The sequence below is a fragment of the Streptomyces aureus genome (assembly GCF_000725495.1).
Lineage (GTDB): Bacteria > Actinomycetota > Actinomycetes > Streptomycetales > Streptomycetaceae > Streptomyces > Streptomyces aureus_B.
The window spans coordinates 89,651-107,629 of sequence record NZ_JNZD01000020.1; the positions used below are offsets into that span (position 1 = coordinate 89,651).

At 67.5% G+C, this 17,979-nt stretch carries 10 protein-coding genes and 1 pseudogene; 5 read left to right on the top strand and 6 right to left on the bottom strand.

What is annotated here, in order from left to right; translation table 11 throughout:
- The first annotated feature begins 40 nt into the window (after positions 1-40).
- The 5 genes and pseudogenes from IO36_RS23945 to IO36_RS23965 all read left to right on the top strand — a co-directional run bounded on the left by IO36_RS23945 (position 41) and on the right by IO36_RS23965 (position 4,655).
- Positions 41-1,321, top strand: a complete 1,281-nt coding sequence (locus IO36_RS23945) for a NucA/NucB deoxyribonuclease domain-containing protein (RefSeq protein WP_051900873.1) — start codon at positions 41-43, stop codon at positions 1,319-1,321.
- Between the two features lie 20 nt (positions 1,322-1,341).
- The gene (locus tag IO36_RS23950; protein WP_037622834.1) at positions 1,342-1,890 is read left to right on the top strand and encodes a hypothetical protein; all 549 of its coding nucleotides are present in this window, start codon (positions 1,342-1,344) and stop codon (positions 1,888-1,890) included.
- A 526-nt stretch (positions 1,891-2,416) separates the two neighbouring features.
- A complete protein-coding gene (locus IO36_RS23955) occupies positions 2,417-2,899 on the top strand; it encodes a lamin tail domain-containing protein (protein WP_037622835.1) in 483 nt (160 codons plus the stop codon).
- Positions 2,900-3,346: 447 nt separating this feature from the next.
- A pseudogene (locus IO36_RS23960) lies at positions 3,347-3,642 on the top strand (hypothetical protein).
- A gap of 353 nt (positions 3,643-3,995) precedes the next feature.
- Positions 3,996-4,655, top strand: coding sequence for an HNH endonuclease family protein (locus IO36_RS23965; RefSeq protein ID WP_037622836.1), 660 nt, complete (start codon positions 3,996-3,998; stop codon positions 4,653-4,655).
- 277 nt (positions 4,656-4,932) lie between these two features.
- Here the strand turns inward: IO36_RS23965 and IO36_RS23970 are convergent, their stop codons facing one another.
- The 6 genes from IO36_RS23970 to IO36_RS23990 all read right to left on the bottom strand — a co-directional run bounded on the left by IO36_RS23970 (position 4,933) and on the right by IO36_RS23990 (position 17,141).
- Entirely contained in the window at positions 4,933-6,657 is a 1,725-nt protein-coding gene (locus tag IO36_RS23970) for a TerD family protein (protein ID WP_245173452.1), read from the bottom strand.
- A 307-nt stretch (positions 6,658-6,964) separates the two neighbouring features.
- Complete coding sequence (locus IO36_RS23975) at positions 6,965-7,378, bottom strand: hypothetical protein (protein ID WP_037622838.1); 414 nt, start codon at positions 7,376-7,378, stop codon at positions 6,965-6,967.
- A 229-nt stretch (positions 7,379-7,607) separates the two neighbouring features.
- Entirely contained in the window at positions 7,608-9,314 is a 1,707-nt protein-coding gene (locus tag IO36_RS23980) for a lytic transglycosylase domain-containing protein (protein WP_037622840.1), read from the bottom strand.
- A 150-nt stretch (positions 9,315-9,464) separates the two neighbouring features.
- The gene (locus IO36_RS23985) at positions 9,465-10,490 is read right to left on the bottom strand and encodes an FKBP-type peptidyl-prolyl cis-trans isomerase (RefSeq protein ID WP_037622841.1); all 1,026 of its coding nucleotides are present in this window, start codon (positions 10,488-10,490) and stop codon (positions 9,465-9,467) included.
- 168 nt (positions 10,491-10,658) lie between these two features.
- Complete coding sequence (locus IO36_RS46925) at positions 10,659-11,069, bottom strand: hypothetical protein (protein WP_158997456.1); 411 nt, start codon at positions 11,067-11,069, stop codon at positions 10,659-10,661.
- Positions 11,070-11,174: 105 nt separating this feature from the next.
- Positions 11,175-17,141 carry a DNRLRE domain-containing protein gene (locus IO36_RS23990; protein ID WP_051900875.1) on the bottom strand — a complete coding sequence of 1,989 codons (5,967 nt, stop codon included), beginning with the start codon at positions 17,139-17,141 and terminating at the stop codon, positions 11,175-11,177.
- Positions 17,142-17,979 lie beyond the last annotated feature (838 nt).

Here is a 17,979-nt window from a genome sequence, read left to right on the forward strand (position 1 = left end):
GACATCTCCCCGCCCTCGCCCGCATGCAAGGAGCTCTCAGGTGAACACCCCGCTCACTCTGGCCCGCCTGACCCGCGGCGCTGTCACTGCCACCGCCCTGACCCTGCTTGCCGCGGTCACCACAGGCGCCCACCCCGCGCCGGCCGCGGATGACGCCTCACCCACACCAGCCGGGTTCGTCGACGCCGCCTTCGTTCCCGCGGAACAGCTGCAAGGCTTCGACCAGCTCGTCCCCCTGGCGGACTACCTGCACACACACGGCTCCAGCCCCGCCCGAAAGACCGCCGATGCCCCGGCTCCCCCGGACCCGGACCTGAAGCAGCAGTGCGCAAGCCACGCTGCCCAGGCCCAAGCCACCGCAGGCTGGATCAAATCCCGCTTCGAAAGCTGCCAAAAACGCCCCTACGACCTGGTCCTGCGCGACACCCGAGGCACCACCACCCTCGGCCGTCTCAAATTCGACCAGTGGATCCTCGGCTTCTCCTACGACGGCAGCCGCCGCGTCGACTACATCTCCAGCATCGAGAACATATTGATCCAGCCCATCCCCACCGAAGACGCCACGAAATGGCGCGTGGGCCAGCACTTCCGCCAGAGCATCAACGCCTCCACCAGCGACCCGAACCCCCAGGTGACCGAGCCGCAGACCAAGGAACGCGACGAACTGCTCGGCGAGTGGGACCGCACACCCCAGTGGACACTCACCTACACCGCACCCGACAGGGGGCCCCTCTTCGAGCAGGGCAACCAGCAGCGTGTGTACTCCACCGTCGTCATGGACCTGACCGCCAGCTCACCCAATTCGACTCCCTACGGAGGAGGCGTCGACAACTACCACTCCAGCGTCCGCTACGACTACGCCGGCAGGCCAGCAGGCAAGTACAAGGGGACTGTCTTCACCGCCGCCCGCGTAGAACTGGTCATGAGCCAGAAGGATCCCGAGGCCAAGCAGAGTGCCCTGCACATCTACGACGCCCTGAACCGACCCGAGCGCACCTTCCCCTCGTGGCCCGGCAAGTCGGTTCCTGGAGCGAAGGAACCGCTGCACCGGGTCATTGATCCGGACAAGGTTGAAGCCAACCGCAAGAAATCCATCCAGGAATGCAGGAAGGTCTGGGGGGACTACACCGGCAGCGGCCTGGAGTGCGACGAGTATCCCTTCGCCTCCACCGAGGAAGGTTCTACCAAGGGCGACAACCGCTTCTCCGTCCGGCTGATCGACGGCCCGGACAACCGCAAGGGCGGGGAGTACATCAACGCGGTGTACACACTCAACCGGGTGCTGAACGGCGACCCCTTCTACGTGAAGATCACGAACTAGCTGAAAGGCTCCGACTGGCCATGGCGCTTCTCGCCGAACATAACGTCACCGCAACCCCCGGCCGCCGCGTCCTGGAGGTCTACGACGCGGACGCCTTCCTCGGCGACGGAGCCGCCCTGAAGGCCGCCGAAGTACAGGTGGTAGCGGGAAACGGCTACCACCTGTACCTCCTCAGCCTGCAACCCGACATGCCCGTCCAGATCACCATCCGTATCTGGGACTCCCCACCCGAGCCGCCGGCTGACGCCGAAGGCCACGGCGCCATCAGCCTTGAGTCCGAGACGGGCATCCTGGTAATCGGCCAGCTCGACCGCGGCCCCGCCCCCTACGACGTCGTCCTTCCCCGCCCGGGCGTCTACGAGGGCCACGCCTGGTGGACCAACCGACGAGCAGCAGGCGACTACTACGACACCACCCTCGCCCAGCTCCCCGACGACGCCCCCGACACTTGGCTCACCGAAGCCTGGAACAACTGCCCCGTCACCGAGCGGTACGTCCTAGACCTCGCCTACATCCGGGAACCCGAACCCGATGATGATGATGATGACGACGAAGAGGACTGGGCTTAGATCGGCGGCGGGGAGTTGACCAGCCGAGCCGCACCACGTGGTCAAAGTCGGTACGGCCCTCAGAGGGGGAGTTCCGAAGTGTCATCTGAGTCGACGCAGCTGACGTCCTGAACAGGGAGGGCCGCCCCGCGCGTTCGTCGGCCGGGCTCACTCTGCGAAGACCCGTCCCGTTTTGCGGGACGGGTCTTTTCGTCGTTTGGAGCCTACCGACCAGCAAAGAGGCTGTTACCCACTTTCGGGTGTCAGCCGGGCATGCGGTGGGGTGGCGCCACCTGGCGGGCAGTGCCTGATGGCCAACTGCTGCAAGGGCGCTGAGACCGGGCCCGCGTCAACTTCGTACACCGGCGAAATAGATGAATGCTGCAGCCAAGAGTCACAGCGGTGCGGTTGATCGGTAACGCACCCCGGATCGCGTTCACATCCTGACGAGTCGGAGGGCAAGGTGTGAATGCGCGGCCGGCCGGTCGCCACCCGCACACCGCACAACCCGGCACCCACCAGGGCGTTTTGAGATTGTGCCCGCACAATGCAGGGGGAACCTGTGACCGTATCCACGTCTGCCCGCCGTCTGACCGCCGCCGCGCTGACCGCTGCTGCCCTCACCGCAGCGATCGCAGTCCCGGCATCCGCCACCGACCCTCGCCCACACCGCCAGGGCGTCGAGATCAGCCAGGTGCAGTACGACTCCCCGGGCCCCGACGACCGCTCCAACCGCTCCCTGAACCAGGAATGGGTGGAGATCACCAACAACACCCGCCGCAGCGTGAACCTGGACGGCTGGACCCTCTCCGACGCGGACGGCCACACCTACACCTTCGACCACTACCGCCTGGGCGGCCGCTCAACGGTCCGCGTCCACACCGGACTCGGCCGCGACAGTCGCACCGATCTGTTCCAGGACCGGCGCGCCTACGTGTGGAACAACGACCGCGACAGGGCCACGCTGCGCAACGACCACGGCCGCTTCATCGACGACGCCTCCTGGGGCCGCCGCCACTTCCACCACTGACCCGACCTGAACCACCACCGCTCGCCGGGCCCGCTCCTCGCCGGGCGGGCGGTGGTGAAGCCAGGATGGGTCGGGCCGATCACCTGCGGTCCGGCCCACTGCCTTGTCCGGGACCATGGGAACAAGTTCAGTGACGGTCGGTGGGCCGTGGTCGACATACGGGACTGGAGCACGGCGCGCGAGTCGCACCCGCACCTGTGCGAGAACTGCCAGGACCAAGCCGTCGCAGCCGAACAGCAGGCTGAAGCTGGCGAAACGCGAGCGCCAGGACCAGGAGTCACCGCCAGGAGACGGAAGCTGAGCAGGCCGGGCAGAAGGCCGATGACTGGTTCGGACGTCGGCGCCACCTGATCCGGCCCAGGACAAGGCGCAGCGGCCGACCATGCAGGCAAGCGCAAGGTGCTGGGCGAGCTCGCGTTGTCGTCGGCGGCTGCAGCGCTGGAGGGCATGAACGGCGACGAGCAGCTGCTGAACCGGCGTGTTTACGGCGCGGGCCACGAGGACCTCAACCCCGGCCCGCTCCCGCACCGGACCTACGCCGCATTGGTCGGCGGACCGCTGGGCGGCCTGCTGTTGGACATCCACGGATGACGGACCGAGGAAGTCGATGACGGCGTGGCCCTGCCCACCGAGTTGTCACGGTGGCCCGGCAGTCGTGCCCTGTACGATCCGCACCCCGGCGAGTCTCGTATGCCTGTCCGGGTGTGACGTGCCGTCTCTACTACTCCGGTGACACCCCCTGACCGCCGCCACACCCTGGCCATCGCCCCAACCCCGACTGGTCACACGTCGCCGGGCTGCTGGCTGGTACCGGCTCGCTATAGCTGCCCTCGGTGGCCGTCCCGCGACGTCGGCCGACTACGCGCGAGGCAAAGCTCTGGCCAGCGGTGATCGCAGAGGGCCAGCTCGTGCCGTTTTGTCGGGTACCCCGCTCAGCGGCGGTACCAGCGAGAGGGCGATGACCGGTCCAGACCACGCAAGAGGGCGAGTTGCAATGGTCAGGGCAGAGCCGCACGAGCTGGTGGTTTGCCGCATTCGAGTGACCGGTGGTGGCGCCATCGAGGGGTGACCGTTTCTGCTTCGGTAGTCATGCCGCATGACGCTCAAGAAGACGCTGATCTGCATGCTGGCCGCGATGGCGCTGGCCGGTGGCCTACCAGTAGCTGCGGCACAGGCCCACGACCCGACCAGGATGGGGAGTGTGCGCGAATTGATCGCTGAACTCCCGGTGGCGGGTGAGGTCAGGACCGGCTACGAGCGCAGCAAGTTCCGCCATTGGATCGACGCCGACAAAGACGGCTGCAACACCCGCATGGAGGTGCTGAAAGACGAAGCGATCGAGGCGCCGACTCAGGGCGTCAACTGCACCCTCAGCGACGGCCAGTGGTTCAGCTACTACGACGATGCCCTCGTGAGCGGGGCATCCGGCCTGGACATCGACCACATGGTGCCGCTCGCGGAAAGCTGGGACTCCGGCGCCTACGACTGGACGCCCGAGCGCAGGCAGGCATACGCCAATGACCTGGGGTGGTCTCGCTCCCTGGTGGCCGTAACGGCCAGGACGAACAGGCAGAAGGCCGACCAGGACCCCAGCACCTGGATGCCGCCAGCCGCCGACGCCCAGTGCCACTATGTGGCCGACTGGGTGAGCGTCAAAACGCGCTGGCAGCTCAGCGTTGACCCCGCGGAACTGCAGGCGCTGCAGCAGGCTGTGGCAGAGTGCCCGGACGAGGAACTGACCGTGCCGCTGGCCTGAGACGCCCCGTCGCTCCCACCCCTGCGGCCAGCACCGGCGCCAGCAGGGGCGGGAGCGGACTGCGAGGTTACTTCCTGCACGGTCCGGCCGGACCGCCATCGACCGTGTCCGAGCTGCTGCTCCTCTTCGCCCAGGAACAGCAGTCCACAGCCTGCCCAGTCGTCGACGCCGCGGCTGCCGGTGCTCCCGCGCTCTCTTCTTCTCGGGCAGGCTGCGTTGAAGGTGCTCTGCCTCGTGCTCCGCAGACAGAGCGTCCTCCAGCACGCGACGGCTGCGGTTATCCGATGTCGACGCCGTGGGCGCGGGCGAGGCCGTCGAGGCCGTCGGCCCAGCCTTGGCCGATGGCGCGTAGTTTCCAGGCGGGCCGGTTGTTGATGGTGTGACGGTAGAGCTCGGCGATGACCATGGCACGGATGCCGGCGTCGGAGGGTGGTTGGAACGTCCAGGCTGTTCCAGTCGAGCCGTTCATGTGGAGGACGGCGTGGGTGAGGGCGGCGCAGGTGAGTCCTGCTTCGACGTCCATGTTGATGGCGATGGTCACGCGTCGGACCCGGTCGGGCAGGGCGGACAGGCGGATGGTGGCGCGTTCGACGGTGTGCGGTCCTTCAGGCTGTTTGCCGAGTAGGCGTGCGGCTCCGTCGGCGCCGGATGGCTGGTTGTAGAAGACAAAGTCGTCGTCGCCTGCGACTCGTCCGTCATCTGCTGTGAGGAAGAGGGTGAGGTCTGCGTCGGCGCCTGCGAAGCTGAAGGCGACGTTCAGGCCCTGCCAGTCTTCGTCGGGCAGGACGAGAGCTTGGCCGGGGATCAGCGTCACGGGTGTCGTGGGTGGTGCGGACGGCAGGGGAAGCACGGCTGCCGGTTCTTGATGCTTCCATTCGGCGAACGGTCTGATCCGGTAGGGATCGGTGAGCGGGCTGCTGTCGCCGGGCGGGGTGTTAGCGCCGAGGGTGACGTCGAGGTCTGCGAGGGCGGCACCACTCGAGTCGGGTTCGTCCTGCGCGTGGTCGAGGAGGTCTTGCAGGCCGGGCACCCGGGTAGTACTGAGGGGCTTGATGGTGCTGGAGAGGTTGCCGGATGCCGTGGTGGTCACGGAGCAGGCCACATCCTGGCCGATGTCCAGGAAACGCAGAGCGTCCTCGGGCTTCTGCCATGGAGTGGACTCGATCGCCGTGCGGGTCCAGCGGCCATAGGCCACGAAACCGAGGCGCTGGGTGTCGGGCAGTCGGGTCAGCACGGCAAGGTCGATAGCGGTGATCCCGGGGGCGGTGGCGAAGCCCTCCTTCAGGGTGGCGACGACGTTCGACCCCATGGAGGTCAGCCACCACAGAATCTTGTCCCGTTTGGTGAGGTTCTTCAGAGTCGGGCGCCCGCTCGGTGTCATGCCGGGTGTCTGCGTGGGCATGGCATCGAGATCCTGGTGCCGCATCACGACGGAAAGAACGGAGCCCTCCACCCCAACGGCACAGCCGGCTGCCGGGTTGTCGGCGAAAGCCGTGTTCACCGCCTCGCAGACCGTCTCCTCATCGTTGGAGACCAGAGCCTGCCACCACAGCTGCGCCTCGTCGGCCAACTGCCCCCGCACCTCCCGCAGACGGGCAGTCTCCGCATCCAGATACAGGGAAGCGTCCTGCTCCGCACACTGCTTGGCGACCGCACGCTCCGCGCGAGCCAGCCAGCCGATGCCCTGCAGGTGAAAGGCACGCGCCTCGGCCAGCGCCCACGGCAGACCCAGAAGCGGCGGAACGGGAATCTCCGGAAGACAGGCCACGGGAAACGACTGCAGATGAACACTGGTCATCTGACGACGCAGCTCGCGCAACTCAGCAATGGCCGCATCACGCTCCGCCTCCTGCTGCGCCCGCTCAGCCTGCCGCCGCGCGCGGTCCAGTTGCGCGGCCGAAGGGGCAACGGTCCGCGGCTGCGCCGTGCGGCGTGTGCCGGACTGCCCCCGGCCGCCGCCCAGAGAACTCGATGCGTAAAAAGGCCCGAGCCCTGAGGACACACGCGCACCGCCTGTGCCCACGCTGAGCCGCGCCGCCCGCGGACCAACCGATGTCCGCACACCGCGCGTAGAGACCCGCACACTCATCCCAGGAACACCGACACGGAACCCGAACCCCATGAAACACCCCTCTATCTCCCCGTAGTCAGATACCTCTGACGATGGCTTCTGACCCGAGCATCTTGACCGGAGACCCCACTCCTAGATGTGGAGAGATCGTAGACCTCTTCTTCACATTTCCTGCGACAGCTTCTGGCAGGCAAGAGCCGCTTTCCTGGGACCAGCATGTTTTCGGTGACCTCGGCGGCTACTGACCCGCCCTCCTGGCTGTCCACGACACCACCGCGCTGTCCACGACACCACCGCTTACCGGGCGGAGCTGTCGGTGCGTGTCGATGAGCCGGTCCTGTCCGATGACCCGATCCTCCAGCACGAACTCGCGTTGCTGGACTCCTGGTGGAACGACCTCGCCAGCACGCTGGAGAAGGTGTCGGCCGCCAGCGCCGACTGCATCGCCGTACGCCAGCAGTACATGCAGCGGGCCATCCCCGAGGAACTCGGGGATGGCCCCGGCGAGCAGGGCGCGGATCCGGTTCTCGGCACCGGCGGATCCGGTGCCGTCCAGGACGAACAGGACGCGGGGAAAGAGCGGGTAGCGCCGTTGCCGCTCCTCCAGCCCCGGCTCCTGGAAGATCCGCTGGCGCCCGGGCCGAGGGCACATAGCGGTGAAGGCGCCCGGGCCCCATCGTGGTCTGGTCGACCACTACGTACACCGCGGCGACGTCCTGGTGTCGTGCGTCGACGCGATCGCGCGAACCCAGAGCGGTCCGGCGTACCGGCTCGGTGTGGCGTGTTGTGCGGGGCGGGCAGATCTCGGCCGCGCGGGTGGAACGTACGTGAAGCCCGACTGCTGCTGGGCACCTGGTGTGGTGGCCTCACAGGCTGGAGTGCTACGAAGCGGCGGCGACCGTGAGTTCGATGGTCAGGGTGGCCCCGCCCGCGGTGGTGATGCGGAGCAGGAAGGTGCCGGTGGTGTCGTCGGCGTACAGCTTCGGCAGTTTGAGCAGGCCGTCCGCGTCCGTGGTGAGGGTGGCGAGGGTGCGTACGGGTTTGCCGTCCGCGTCCTTGAAGTAGGGGCCCTTGTCGCTCTCGCCCGCGTCGTCGGCGGACTTGACCAGGGTCGCGGTGGCGGCGACCTTGCCCGCGGCGGCGCCCTTGTAGGTGGCCTTGACCTCGATCTGGTCGGCGAACTCGCCGCCCGGGACGCAGGTCTGCGGGGTGTCGCCGGTGCGGGCCAGGGTGTCGGCCTGGCGCTCGGTGACGCTCGCCGTGTAGTCGAGGCCGGCCATGACGCGGCCCACGACGGTGACGCGGACCGTGAAGTCGCCCGTCTTCTCGCCCGCCACGAGGGCGGGCGCGGTGGCGACGCCGCCCGCGTTGGTGACCTGGGTGGCGACGCTCTCCCCGCCGGCGAAGGTGGCGTCGGTGTCGCCGATGACGGTGAACCGCACCCGGACCTTGGCCACGGGCTTGCCGGCCTTGTCGTCGGTGCGCACCGCGAGCTTCTGCGCGAAGGTGTCCCCGGCCGTCGCCGTGAGCTTCCCGGCACCCGCGTTCGTGAGGTGGTCCACCGTCTCGGTGGGCGTCGGCATGGGAGTGGGCGTGCTCGTCGGGGGCTGCGTGGGCGGCGGGGTCGGGGTGGCCGGCGGGGTCGGGGTGACGGGCGGGGTCGGCTTCGGGGTGACGGGCGGCCGGGGGCTGCTCGGCCCGGACGGCTGCGGGGGCGTCGGAGTCGGGTTCGTCGTCGCCGGCTCGTCGCTGCCGTGCGAGGGCAGCGCGCCGGTGCCGTCCGGCACCTCGTGGGTGCCCTTGCGGTAGTACTCCAGCCACGACAGGACGGTGGTGAGGTACGCCGTCGAGTTGTTGTAGCTGAGGATCGCCGCGTTCATCTGCGTCTGGACCGACATGTCGTGGTCGAAGCGGCACAGGTAGTGCCCGGCGGCCAGCGCCGCGTCGAAGATGTTGTTCGGGTCCTTCTTGCCGTCGCCGTTGCCGTCGCGGCCCGCCCACGCCCAGGTGGAGGGGATGAACTGCATCGGCCCCACCGCGCGGTCGTACGTGCTGTCGCCGTCGAACGCGCCGTGGTCGGTGTCCTTGATGCTGGCGAAGCCGTTGCCGTTCAGGACCGGGCCGAGGATCGGCGAGAAGGTGGTGCCGTTCGCGTCGACGCGGCCGCCGCGGGCCTGGCCCGACTCGACCTTGCCGATGGCGGCCAGCAGCTGCCAGGGCATGTTGCAGGTCGGCTTCGACTCGTGCAGCGAGGCCTCGGCCTGCTTGTAGGCGGCCAGCACGGTCGCGGGGATGCCCGCCTCGGCGGCGCCCGTGGCGGCGGGCGTGCCGCTTCCCGCGCTCGCGCTCGGTGCGGGGTTCGGGCTCTGCAGCGGCGGAAGGTCCGTGTAGTAGCGCGAGTTGCCGGACGCGATCCCGTCGTCCGTGCCGTTCGCGTTCCGGCCGGCGTGGATGGCGGTCATCTGTCTGCCGTGGTCGTCGACGGTCACTCCCGGGGCCTGGGAAGCGGACAGAGCCGCGACCGCGGCCATGGCCACAGCGGTGGTTGCCGCGCCCTTGCGCAGCCTCCTGCCGAATTGCGCCGCCATCGACCGAACCCCTCCCACCGACGACAGGCCCAGCCTGCCGTCTCTCAGAACCCTGCTGCTCTTTGCCGTTTTCGCCGTGCTCCCCAGCACAACGGCCCAGGCGACCCCAGGACAACTTCCTATGGATGAGTGACCGGTCCCGGCATCACCTCAGGTGGCGGACAGGATGTCGAGGACCGAGATCACCGTGGCGCCGGGCTCGAGACCCTTCGGGGGATGCGCACCGTACGCCAGCTTCGCGGGGATGACCACGAGGATTCGGCTGCCGACCCGCTGGCCGACCAGAGCGCGGTCCCACCCCGGGATGACGTTGCCCCGGCCGGTCACAACCGGCAGCGGTCCTCCGTCCGCCTGGGAGCTGAGGAACAGCCGCGCCTCATCCTTGCCGCGGGCGGGCTCCCACGCGGCCGAGGAGTGCTGGAGGACCAGGGTCTGCCCGGCCTTCACCACCGGGCCGGTGCCGTCCACCAGGCGTTTGACGACGAGCCCCGTGGGGGCCGCCTTGTCGGGGACGGTCAGGGTTGCGGTGGCGTTGCCCTTGTTCATGCGTACCTCGGGCAGAGCATCGGAGACCGCGTGCTGCTCGCCGGGGACGAGGGCGTGGGCGCCGATGACGTTCAGGATGTCGACGGCGAACACGACGGTGTCCTTGCCGGTGACCCCGAGCTGGGCGCTGCCGGTCGTCCCGTACGCGGCTGCCGGGGGTGCGACGACCAGGACCCGGCTCCCGGCGCGCCCACCTTGCACGGCCCGGTCCAGGGCAGGCAGCGTCGCGCCCCGCCCGATGGCGAACACCTGCGGCCGGGTCCCCTTGCCGTACGAGCCGGGCAGCGCCTTGCCGGTGCGCCACACCTTGGCTGTGTAGCGGACGACGGCGATGTCGCCAGAGTGTGCGGCGAGTCCCCGCCCCGGCGTCTGCGGCGCTACGACGAACTTGCCGCTCGGCGCGGACTTGGGGAGGGTGATCTTGGCCGGGTGTCCGAACTGGCCCGCGATGGCGGGCAGTACGGCGTCGGTGCGCACCGCGGCGGGCTCGGGCCGCGCGCGCACGGAAACGGTGGGGGCTGCGAGCGGCCGGTGCCAGCCGTCTGGGCGGGCCTTGCCCGATGAATGATCGCTGCTGCATCCCGTGAGCAGGACGGCGGGAGCTATCAGCAGTGCTGCGAATCTACGCATTTCTTTCCTGTCTTCCGTCCTTTCACCCCGCGGTGAACGGGCTGAAGGAGGCGGCAATACAAATTTCGGCAAACGAATCCGTCTTGAAGACGCGATCACAAGGCGCCGCGGCTTTCCTGGATCACTGGTGTTGGCTCGGATTCCACGGCCATTCCTTATCTTATTTGCTCATGCAGCTATTAGCCCGGCGGCCGCCGCTACGGCACACAGCACAACTCGGCAGACAGCTCGAGTTTTTCCATGCCGCTGCAGTCTTCGCCGCGCGAGATACCAAGTTGCATCGAGGGCGCCCCCGAGGAGAAGCGACCGAAAGAGAATATCGTCGAGGCTGGCGTCCCGGAGAGGCGTATAGTTTCGGATTCCACCTGCGACCAAAGCGAGTCCGATACCCATGGAGAACCAACCCCATGAGAAAGGGAATCTATTCAGTCGAGAGAGCGTTTCGGTAAGGTTCTCGATCTCGCCGACCACCGGATCGATGATCTTGAATTGCTTCCTCAGGTACAGGCGTGATGAGGTCACGGCGGTGATGGAGGCCACGTAGGTGATTACGGTGGCGGCGGAACCAGAATCGATCATGATGTCCTCATGGTGTCTCCGGGGCAGGGTGTCCGGGCGGGAATAACCCGCCCGGACACCCTTATGACGGTGCTATCAACATCGATGCACGCGATGTCGGTCGGTCTACGACCACTGCCACCATGGGTGGTGCTTCTTGTGGTGGAACTTGCAGTTGTCGATCACTTCATTGATTCCCAGAACCGATGCGAGGAACCTGACACCGGAGTTGCGGAGGTACCTCTTCAGCACTGTCCAGCTGGTGGTGCGCACGAACAGGCTCGCGGTTTCCCAGAGTCCTCCGAGTGCCCGGATATCCCGCCGCAGCTTGACCACCTTCGCCCACGGGAAGTACCACGACCCGACCGCTACAGTGATCGCACTGACGCACTTGCATATGTGGACGATGGTGCTCCACCACGACGTTCCAGCAGTGTCGAATTTGTTGACCGGGTCCTGGTTGGAATAGTCGTAGCTGTTCGCTGAGCCTCCCGGTATCGGGTCCGTCTGCAGGAAGCGGCCGTATGCCGGGTCGTAGAGCCGCTTGCCCATGAGGATCAGCCCCGAAGGCGTGTCCCCGGCTCGTTCCTTGGATCCGAGCCACCCATACCGGCTGGCTCCGGTGCCGTCCTCGGCGTTGCCGAATTCGTCGTAGGCGTGTGCGGTGGCTGCCTGGCCGCTGTTCAAGGGGAGCTGGACGGTGGTGTCTCCATGGAGGTCCGTCAGTTGCAGGACGGTGTCGCCCGTGGCGCTGGTGATGGCGTCCAGGTCGCCCTCGCTGCCGTGGACATTGCGGCTGGTAGTCCCGCCTCCGGTGCTCTCGGCGGACCAGGTGGGGCTGTCGCTGTCGTTGTTGTAGTGGTTGGTTGTCAGGCCGGTCTGGCTCCAGGTGCCGGCGTTGTTGGTCTCCGTGGTCCAGGACGCGAGGCGTCCGGCCGCGTCCATGCTCCAGGTCTGTCGGCTGGTGCCGAACGTCTCCTGGCGGACGAGGTCGTTGGCGTAGTAGCCGAGCGTCGCGCCGTTGGCCTGGGCAGCGGTGCGGCCGAAGGCGTCGTAGGCGGTTCCGCTGTTCACCAGCCGGTCGGCACTGTCGTAGGAGTTGTTCACGGTCGTGGCGCCGGTGGAGCTGCATGCTGTGCCCGCGGCGCTGACATTGGTGGCCAGGGCGGTGCGGTTGCTGTTGCCGTCGAAGGTGTAGCCGTGGCGGGTGCAGGTCCCGTCGGGGCCCATGTCGTCGGCCTGGGTCAGACGGCCCGTGGCGTCGTAGGTGTAGGCGCGGGAGTGGGTCAGCCCTCCGGTGTCGGTGTCGTTGACGGTCTGGCCCTGGATGGAGTGGTCGGCGATGTCGGAGGCGACGATAGTGCCGTCGCTGTCCTTGGTGTAGACCCGGGAGGTCTGCGCGCCGGTCTCGTCCTGGGTCACGGTGAGGGTGTAGCCGCCGGGCAGCTGCTCGGTGGCCAGGGCGCCGTTTGCGTCGTAGGTGGCCTTGAAGGTGCCTGCGACCGAGTCCGTGCGGGAGGTCTCCACACCCCGCGGGTCCTTGGCGGTGTCGTAGGTGTAGGTGGTCGTCGACGGGGCCGAGTCGGTCACCTGGATGGGCCGGTCGAGCGCGTCGTACTGGGTGGCCGCGGTGTTGCCCGCGCCGTCGTCGTAGGAGATCTCCCGGCCCAGCATGTCGGTGGTGTGGGTGATCGTCTGGCCGTTCGACGTTTCCGTGGCGACGGCGCCGGTGGCCGTGTCGTAGGTGGTGGTGGCGTCCGGGACCGTGGCGCCTACGCCGCCGGTGACGGAGGTCGTGAGGGGGCGCTCGGCGGCATCGAAGGTGGTCGTGGTGGTGCGGGTGGTGCCGTTGGCGGTGTCGGTCTGCTTGGCGGTATTGCCTTCGCGGTCGTATTCGTACGTCTTGGTGGGCAGCTGGCTGGGGTTGGAGCCGCCACCGGTGATCGCGTCGGCAGGTCCGACCGAGCAGACCTCATCGGCCCATTCCGGGCGGCCGTTGCAGGCCCCGGTGCCGGTGGCCGAGTAGTAGGCGGTCACGGTGGTGCCGGCGTCGCTGCCGTTGGACATGGGCTGGATCGTCTTGATGATCCGGCCCTGGCTGTCGTACTGCATGGTGCGGGTGATGTGCAGACCGTTCGGGTCCTCCGTGGTGGAGGTGGGCAGGCCCTTGACCCAGTCGTAGGCGGTCTTGGTGACCCGCAGGTCGCCGTCGGACGGGTAGCCGTCCACGTGCGTACCCACGGTGACGGTGGTGGGCTGGTTGTCGACCACAGCAGAGCCGTCGGTCGGCCGACCCTCGTTGTACGTGGTCACCGTGTGCTGGCGGGCTGCAACCTGGGTGCCGGCAGGCAGGTTGGTGCCGCCCGTGCCCGCGTTGAGCGTGGCAGTGAGGACGGTCTGGTGCAGCGGGCCGGTTTCCTCCTGTTCCCGGAGCCCGTCGCTGGAGTAGGTGTGGGTGGTCGACAACTGCTCGGCCCGCTCGGCGGTCGAGAGGTTGTCGATGTTCAGGGCGGTCAGCTCATTCAGACCTGCCCCACTCGTGGCGAGTGCGAGCTCGCGGTTGCCGGCGGTCAGCTCCCGTGTCGCGTGCCCGAACTGGTCGAACTCGCTCGTGCTGATGTGGCCACCGGGCTGGGCGGCGTTGGTCGCGTGGCCCGAGGCGTCCGTGTACGCGATCGCCGCACGCGTGTAGGCGGTGCCGGACAGGGCGGTGCCGTCGTGGGACGAGGGGACGGAGTCGGCGGGGAAGACCGCGGTGGCATCCGTCGGTACGTCGGTCTGTCCCCACGCGGCTACATCCGTCGTGCCCATCTGATACGGCGCGCCGGTGCCGGAGACCGGCACGTTGTAGACCATCGAGCTGGTGGCGGTGCCGCCGTCGGTCTGCGTCTTCGAGCCCGGGACCAGGGTCGGACGGGAGGCGGCCAGCAGCATGCCGGGGCCCGCGGTGGCCGCGTTGCCGGCCGTGCCGTAGGTGAAGGTGAACGGCAGCCCACCTGGCGGGGCCAGGGTGGTGACCCGGCCGGAGCTGTCGTAGGTGTAGCTGGTGCTCAGCGTCGGGCTGATCCTTGGGTCCCACTCCTCGCGCAGCCGACCGGAGTCGTCGTAGTTGTAGGCGGCAATGGAGGTGACGGTGGAAGCGGACGCACCGGGGTCGGTGGCCCACAGGCGGATGCGCTTGACCCGGCCGACGTAGTCACCAAAGGACGTTGACGTAGCGGTGGTGGAGAGGGGGTAGAGGAACTCCAGTACGCGGCAGCCCTTCACGGACGGGTCGGTCTGACAGGTGGCCGAGTCCACTGCGGAGGTCGGGGCGATGATGTACTTCGGCCGCGCCGCGGGCTTGCCGTTCACCGTGGTCTTGGTGGCGTACACGGTGGTGGTGGAGTTGTTGGTGGCCAGCTTCGTGGTGGCCACGTTCCATGTGGTTACCTGCGCGTCGGACGCGTCCACCTTGGCGAATGTGGTGTTCGTCCCTTCGTCGTCCGTGAGGGTGAACGAACCCGTCAGCGAACCGGTCAGGGTCAGGTCTTCCGCGCCGGGCTCGGGGTTCCACCCGCCGGAGCTGGTGGCGGTGAAACCGGTGGCGTCCCCGTCCACGTCGACCAGGGCCACCGAGGTGGACGAGGTCTGACGCACGTAGGCCCAGCGGGCGTCGGTGATGTTCGCGACCGTGCCGGAGGTCCATTGCGGGCCGAAGATCGGGGCCTGACCCTCCTGCTCGGCACCCGCGTTCGGGCGACGGGAGGACGCGGTACGCGAGACAGACATGTCGAACGCCGAGGCGTCAGTGGCCGACAGGGTGTAGTCACCAGTCAGAACATTCACCGAACCGGGACCGACCGCCTGGCTGGGCGCGGTTCCCGCGTTGCGGTCCAACGCAACCGTCGACGACGGCGAGTACCCGGTCGTGGTGCCGTCGGTGAACGCGGCGCGGATGTCCACCGGGCCGTCCTCGGTCAGCGACGTGGTGATGTTCCACGTCAGCGCGGGCGGCGCACCGCTGGGGGTGGCCAGCGGCCACGCCGTCACAGCCGAGCCGTCGCTGTTCTTCGTGACATCCGCGAGCGGCACGTTGTGCCAGCTGTCGGTCTCACCGCGGCGGTACTGGTAGGTGACACCGGTGTAGGTGGGCTTGCCGGTCGCGGACAGGGCCACCCTGCGCGCGGGCCGGTCGCCGTCGCCGGGGCTCAGCAGCGCTGCACCGTCCGCACCTACGCCGAAGGAGTACTTGGTGTTGGTGGCCGACAGGTTTCCGCCGGAGTCAATGGTTTGGGCGTACAGCGTGTGCCAGCCGTCGGCAGGCGTGATGCTGATGGTCAGCGGGTCACCGCCGGTGCCGTCCACCGTGTCATCGACGCGCTTGCCCATGGCCGCATCGTCTAGGCCCCACTTGAAGCCCTGACCGTCCGTCGAGGTTGTGTCCAGGGTGCAAGAGACCGCACCCGGTGCCTTTGCTGACCAGGTACTCGCCGGGTAGTCGCACGAGATGCTCGGCGCGACGGGCAGCGCGGTGTTCAACACAAACACCGAATAGCCCGACCAGGTGCCGTAGTCCGAGTCGTCAAAGCCACGGACCCGGAAACGCAGATGCGATCCAGCAGGGAAGGCGTTGGCCGAGGGGATGGTCAGCTTGGCTGTTCCACCTGATGCCACAGCTGCCGTGGTGGCCGTGTAGGTGTACGAGGTGTCGTTGTACGCCGGGTCGGGCGTTACTTCGAACTGAGCCTTGACCGTGCCGCCGTCGGCGTCGCTGACCTTTGCCGACAGCATCGGCGTCAATGAAGTGACGTAACGCTTGCCGTTGTAGGCATTGGCGACGCTCGGCGAAACTGCCGAAGCCGAGTTGGTGGCGTACGAGTTGTAGGTGACCGTCAGGTGCGGTTCCACCGTGTCGTCGCCGGAGATGTAGTTCGCCGAGCGGAACCGCCGCCAGGTGGTGGAGTCCGTCTCGCTGGCACCGCGAACCTGCAGCCCGTAGTTGGCCGAACCGTCAGCCCACGCCTGCACGATGGTGTCGAGGTCGAAGTTCATCGTGCCGGCCGGGCACGACGAGGAGAAGCCCAGCGCCGCCGTGTTGGTCACCGCACCCGTGGTGGTGGTCGTCGGCTGCGCGGCCCACGTCACCGAGGACGAGGACCAGTCCGAGGTGATGCGCCGGACCTGGGTTCCTGCCCCGGTGGTGGCGCAGGTCGAGGAGTAATACGAGTACAGCGCCAGGTTCGTGTCGATGATGTGCTTGCCCGCGAAGGGCGAGACGTCGAACTTGAGGTACGAGCGCGCCACGTCGGTGCCAGCGTCGTAGGTGCCCGACTTCAGCTCGGGCGAGGAGACCTGCGAGTCGGGGTAGTCGGGGTTCTGGACCCAGGTGTCGGTGGTCACTGCCAGCGTGGAGGTCGGGTCGATGGTCACCGGGTAGGTCGCGGTGGCCAGGAAGTCCTTGTCCGGGCTGAGGATCAAGGTCTGCGACCCGTCCGCATCGGTCTCGACCTGTGTGTCGACCCGCTGCTGGTGGGCGGATTCACCCGATGCCGGGTCCTTGGAGTCGTCCCACATCATCGGGGCCGGCGCCTCGGCGACCAGGTCCCCGTCCGCGTTCTTCAGCAGCAGATGCCCTGAGTCGGCCTGGGACAGCTTCAGCCCGTCCAGGTTGAGGGGGATCCGGTAGGTGGGCGTGCTGTCATCCAGCTGCTGGGACAGCTTGATGTTCTCGGAGAAGCCCTGGGCCAGCGCGGTGACCGACAGCTTCTGCCCGTCGCCCAGGTTGTAGGAGGCGGTGTCGTCCTTCACCGACGGGGTGGGCAGCTTGTCCGCCCAGCCGAGCCCGAATGAATCCTTGCCCTTGGCCACCGACGCCAGCTGTGTGTCCCCGCCGTCGGACACCGCGATGTCCGCAGCGGCCGCGTTGGGTTCCAGGGCGTCACCCGTGTCAGACAGGGCGGTGTCGATGTCCTTCCAGTGCCCGTCCTGCTCCACGCGGATCGGTCCGCCGTAGGCCTCGGTCTGCATGGCCCCGCTGGGCAGTGCATACGTCGTGGATTTTGACGTCCGCGCCGAGAGCACCTCAATCTTGCGGTCCTGCAGGCGGGCCATCAGTACCGCCGAAGCCTCGTCCTCAGCCTCAGCGGGTCCTGACGGAGACTCGGAGGCCGAGGCCGCCAATGCCTCAGATATGCCGTTATTGGGACTTGTTGCGAAAGCCATGCCGCTTTCCGCAACCAGGGCCCCCTCGGCAACCATGGCCATCACCAGGCCGATGGCTACCTGCCGCAGTCTTCGCCGGCGTGCAGGCGTCGGCCGCGACCCGATGAGGGTCGCGCGTCTTTGACGCATAGTCGGGTGTCCTTCCAGGTCAGCTGTCCAGCCGGGTCGCCCCGGCCGGGAAGCTGATCCTCTTCATTGGGAACACCCGTGCCGTCACACCACCGCGGAAAGGTCAACCTGAAGCAATGCAATGTTAAAGAATCGGAAATTTTACGTGAGCCTTACACGTATGTGAGATGTACGTAAGGTTCCGATGCACCCTCTTATCTGGGCAACCTGTCAATACGTCAGATTTCAAAATGATTCCGGAGTGCCGGTCAGGATTTTACGAATCGCTGGAGGAATATGTAGCGACACTCTCCGGAAACATGCCAAAACGATAGGCGAGCTCCAGGTCAAGTTGCGTCTTCCCAGTCCATGGGCCCGAAGGACTGAATTCCGGTCTGATCGAGGGTTCGACCTGTGGCGAGTAATGGGTAGCGCGTGCAACTACCGAGTCAATCTTTTGAGTTGCCCCTTGACAGCGTGGCTGCGGGCCAGCGCTTGTGCCCAGCACTCCGGTTTCAGATACGTCCGACGGGCTGGACGCAGCCGTTGAGACGGGATGCCTCACGAGGTCGTCCGGAGGACACTGCGGGAGTTGCGGAGCAGGCCAGACTCTGGCAGC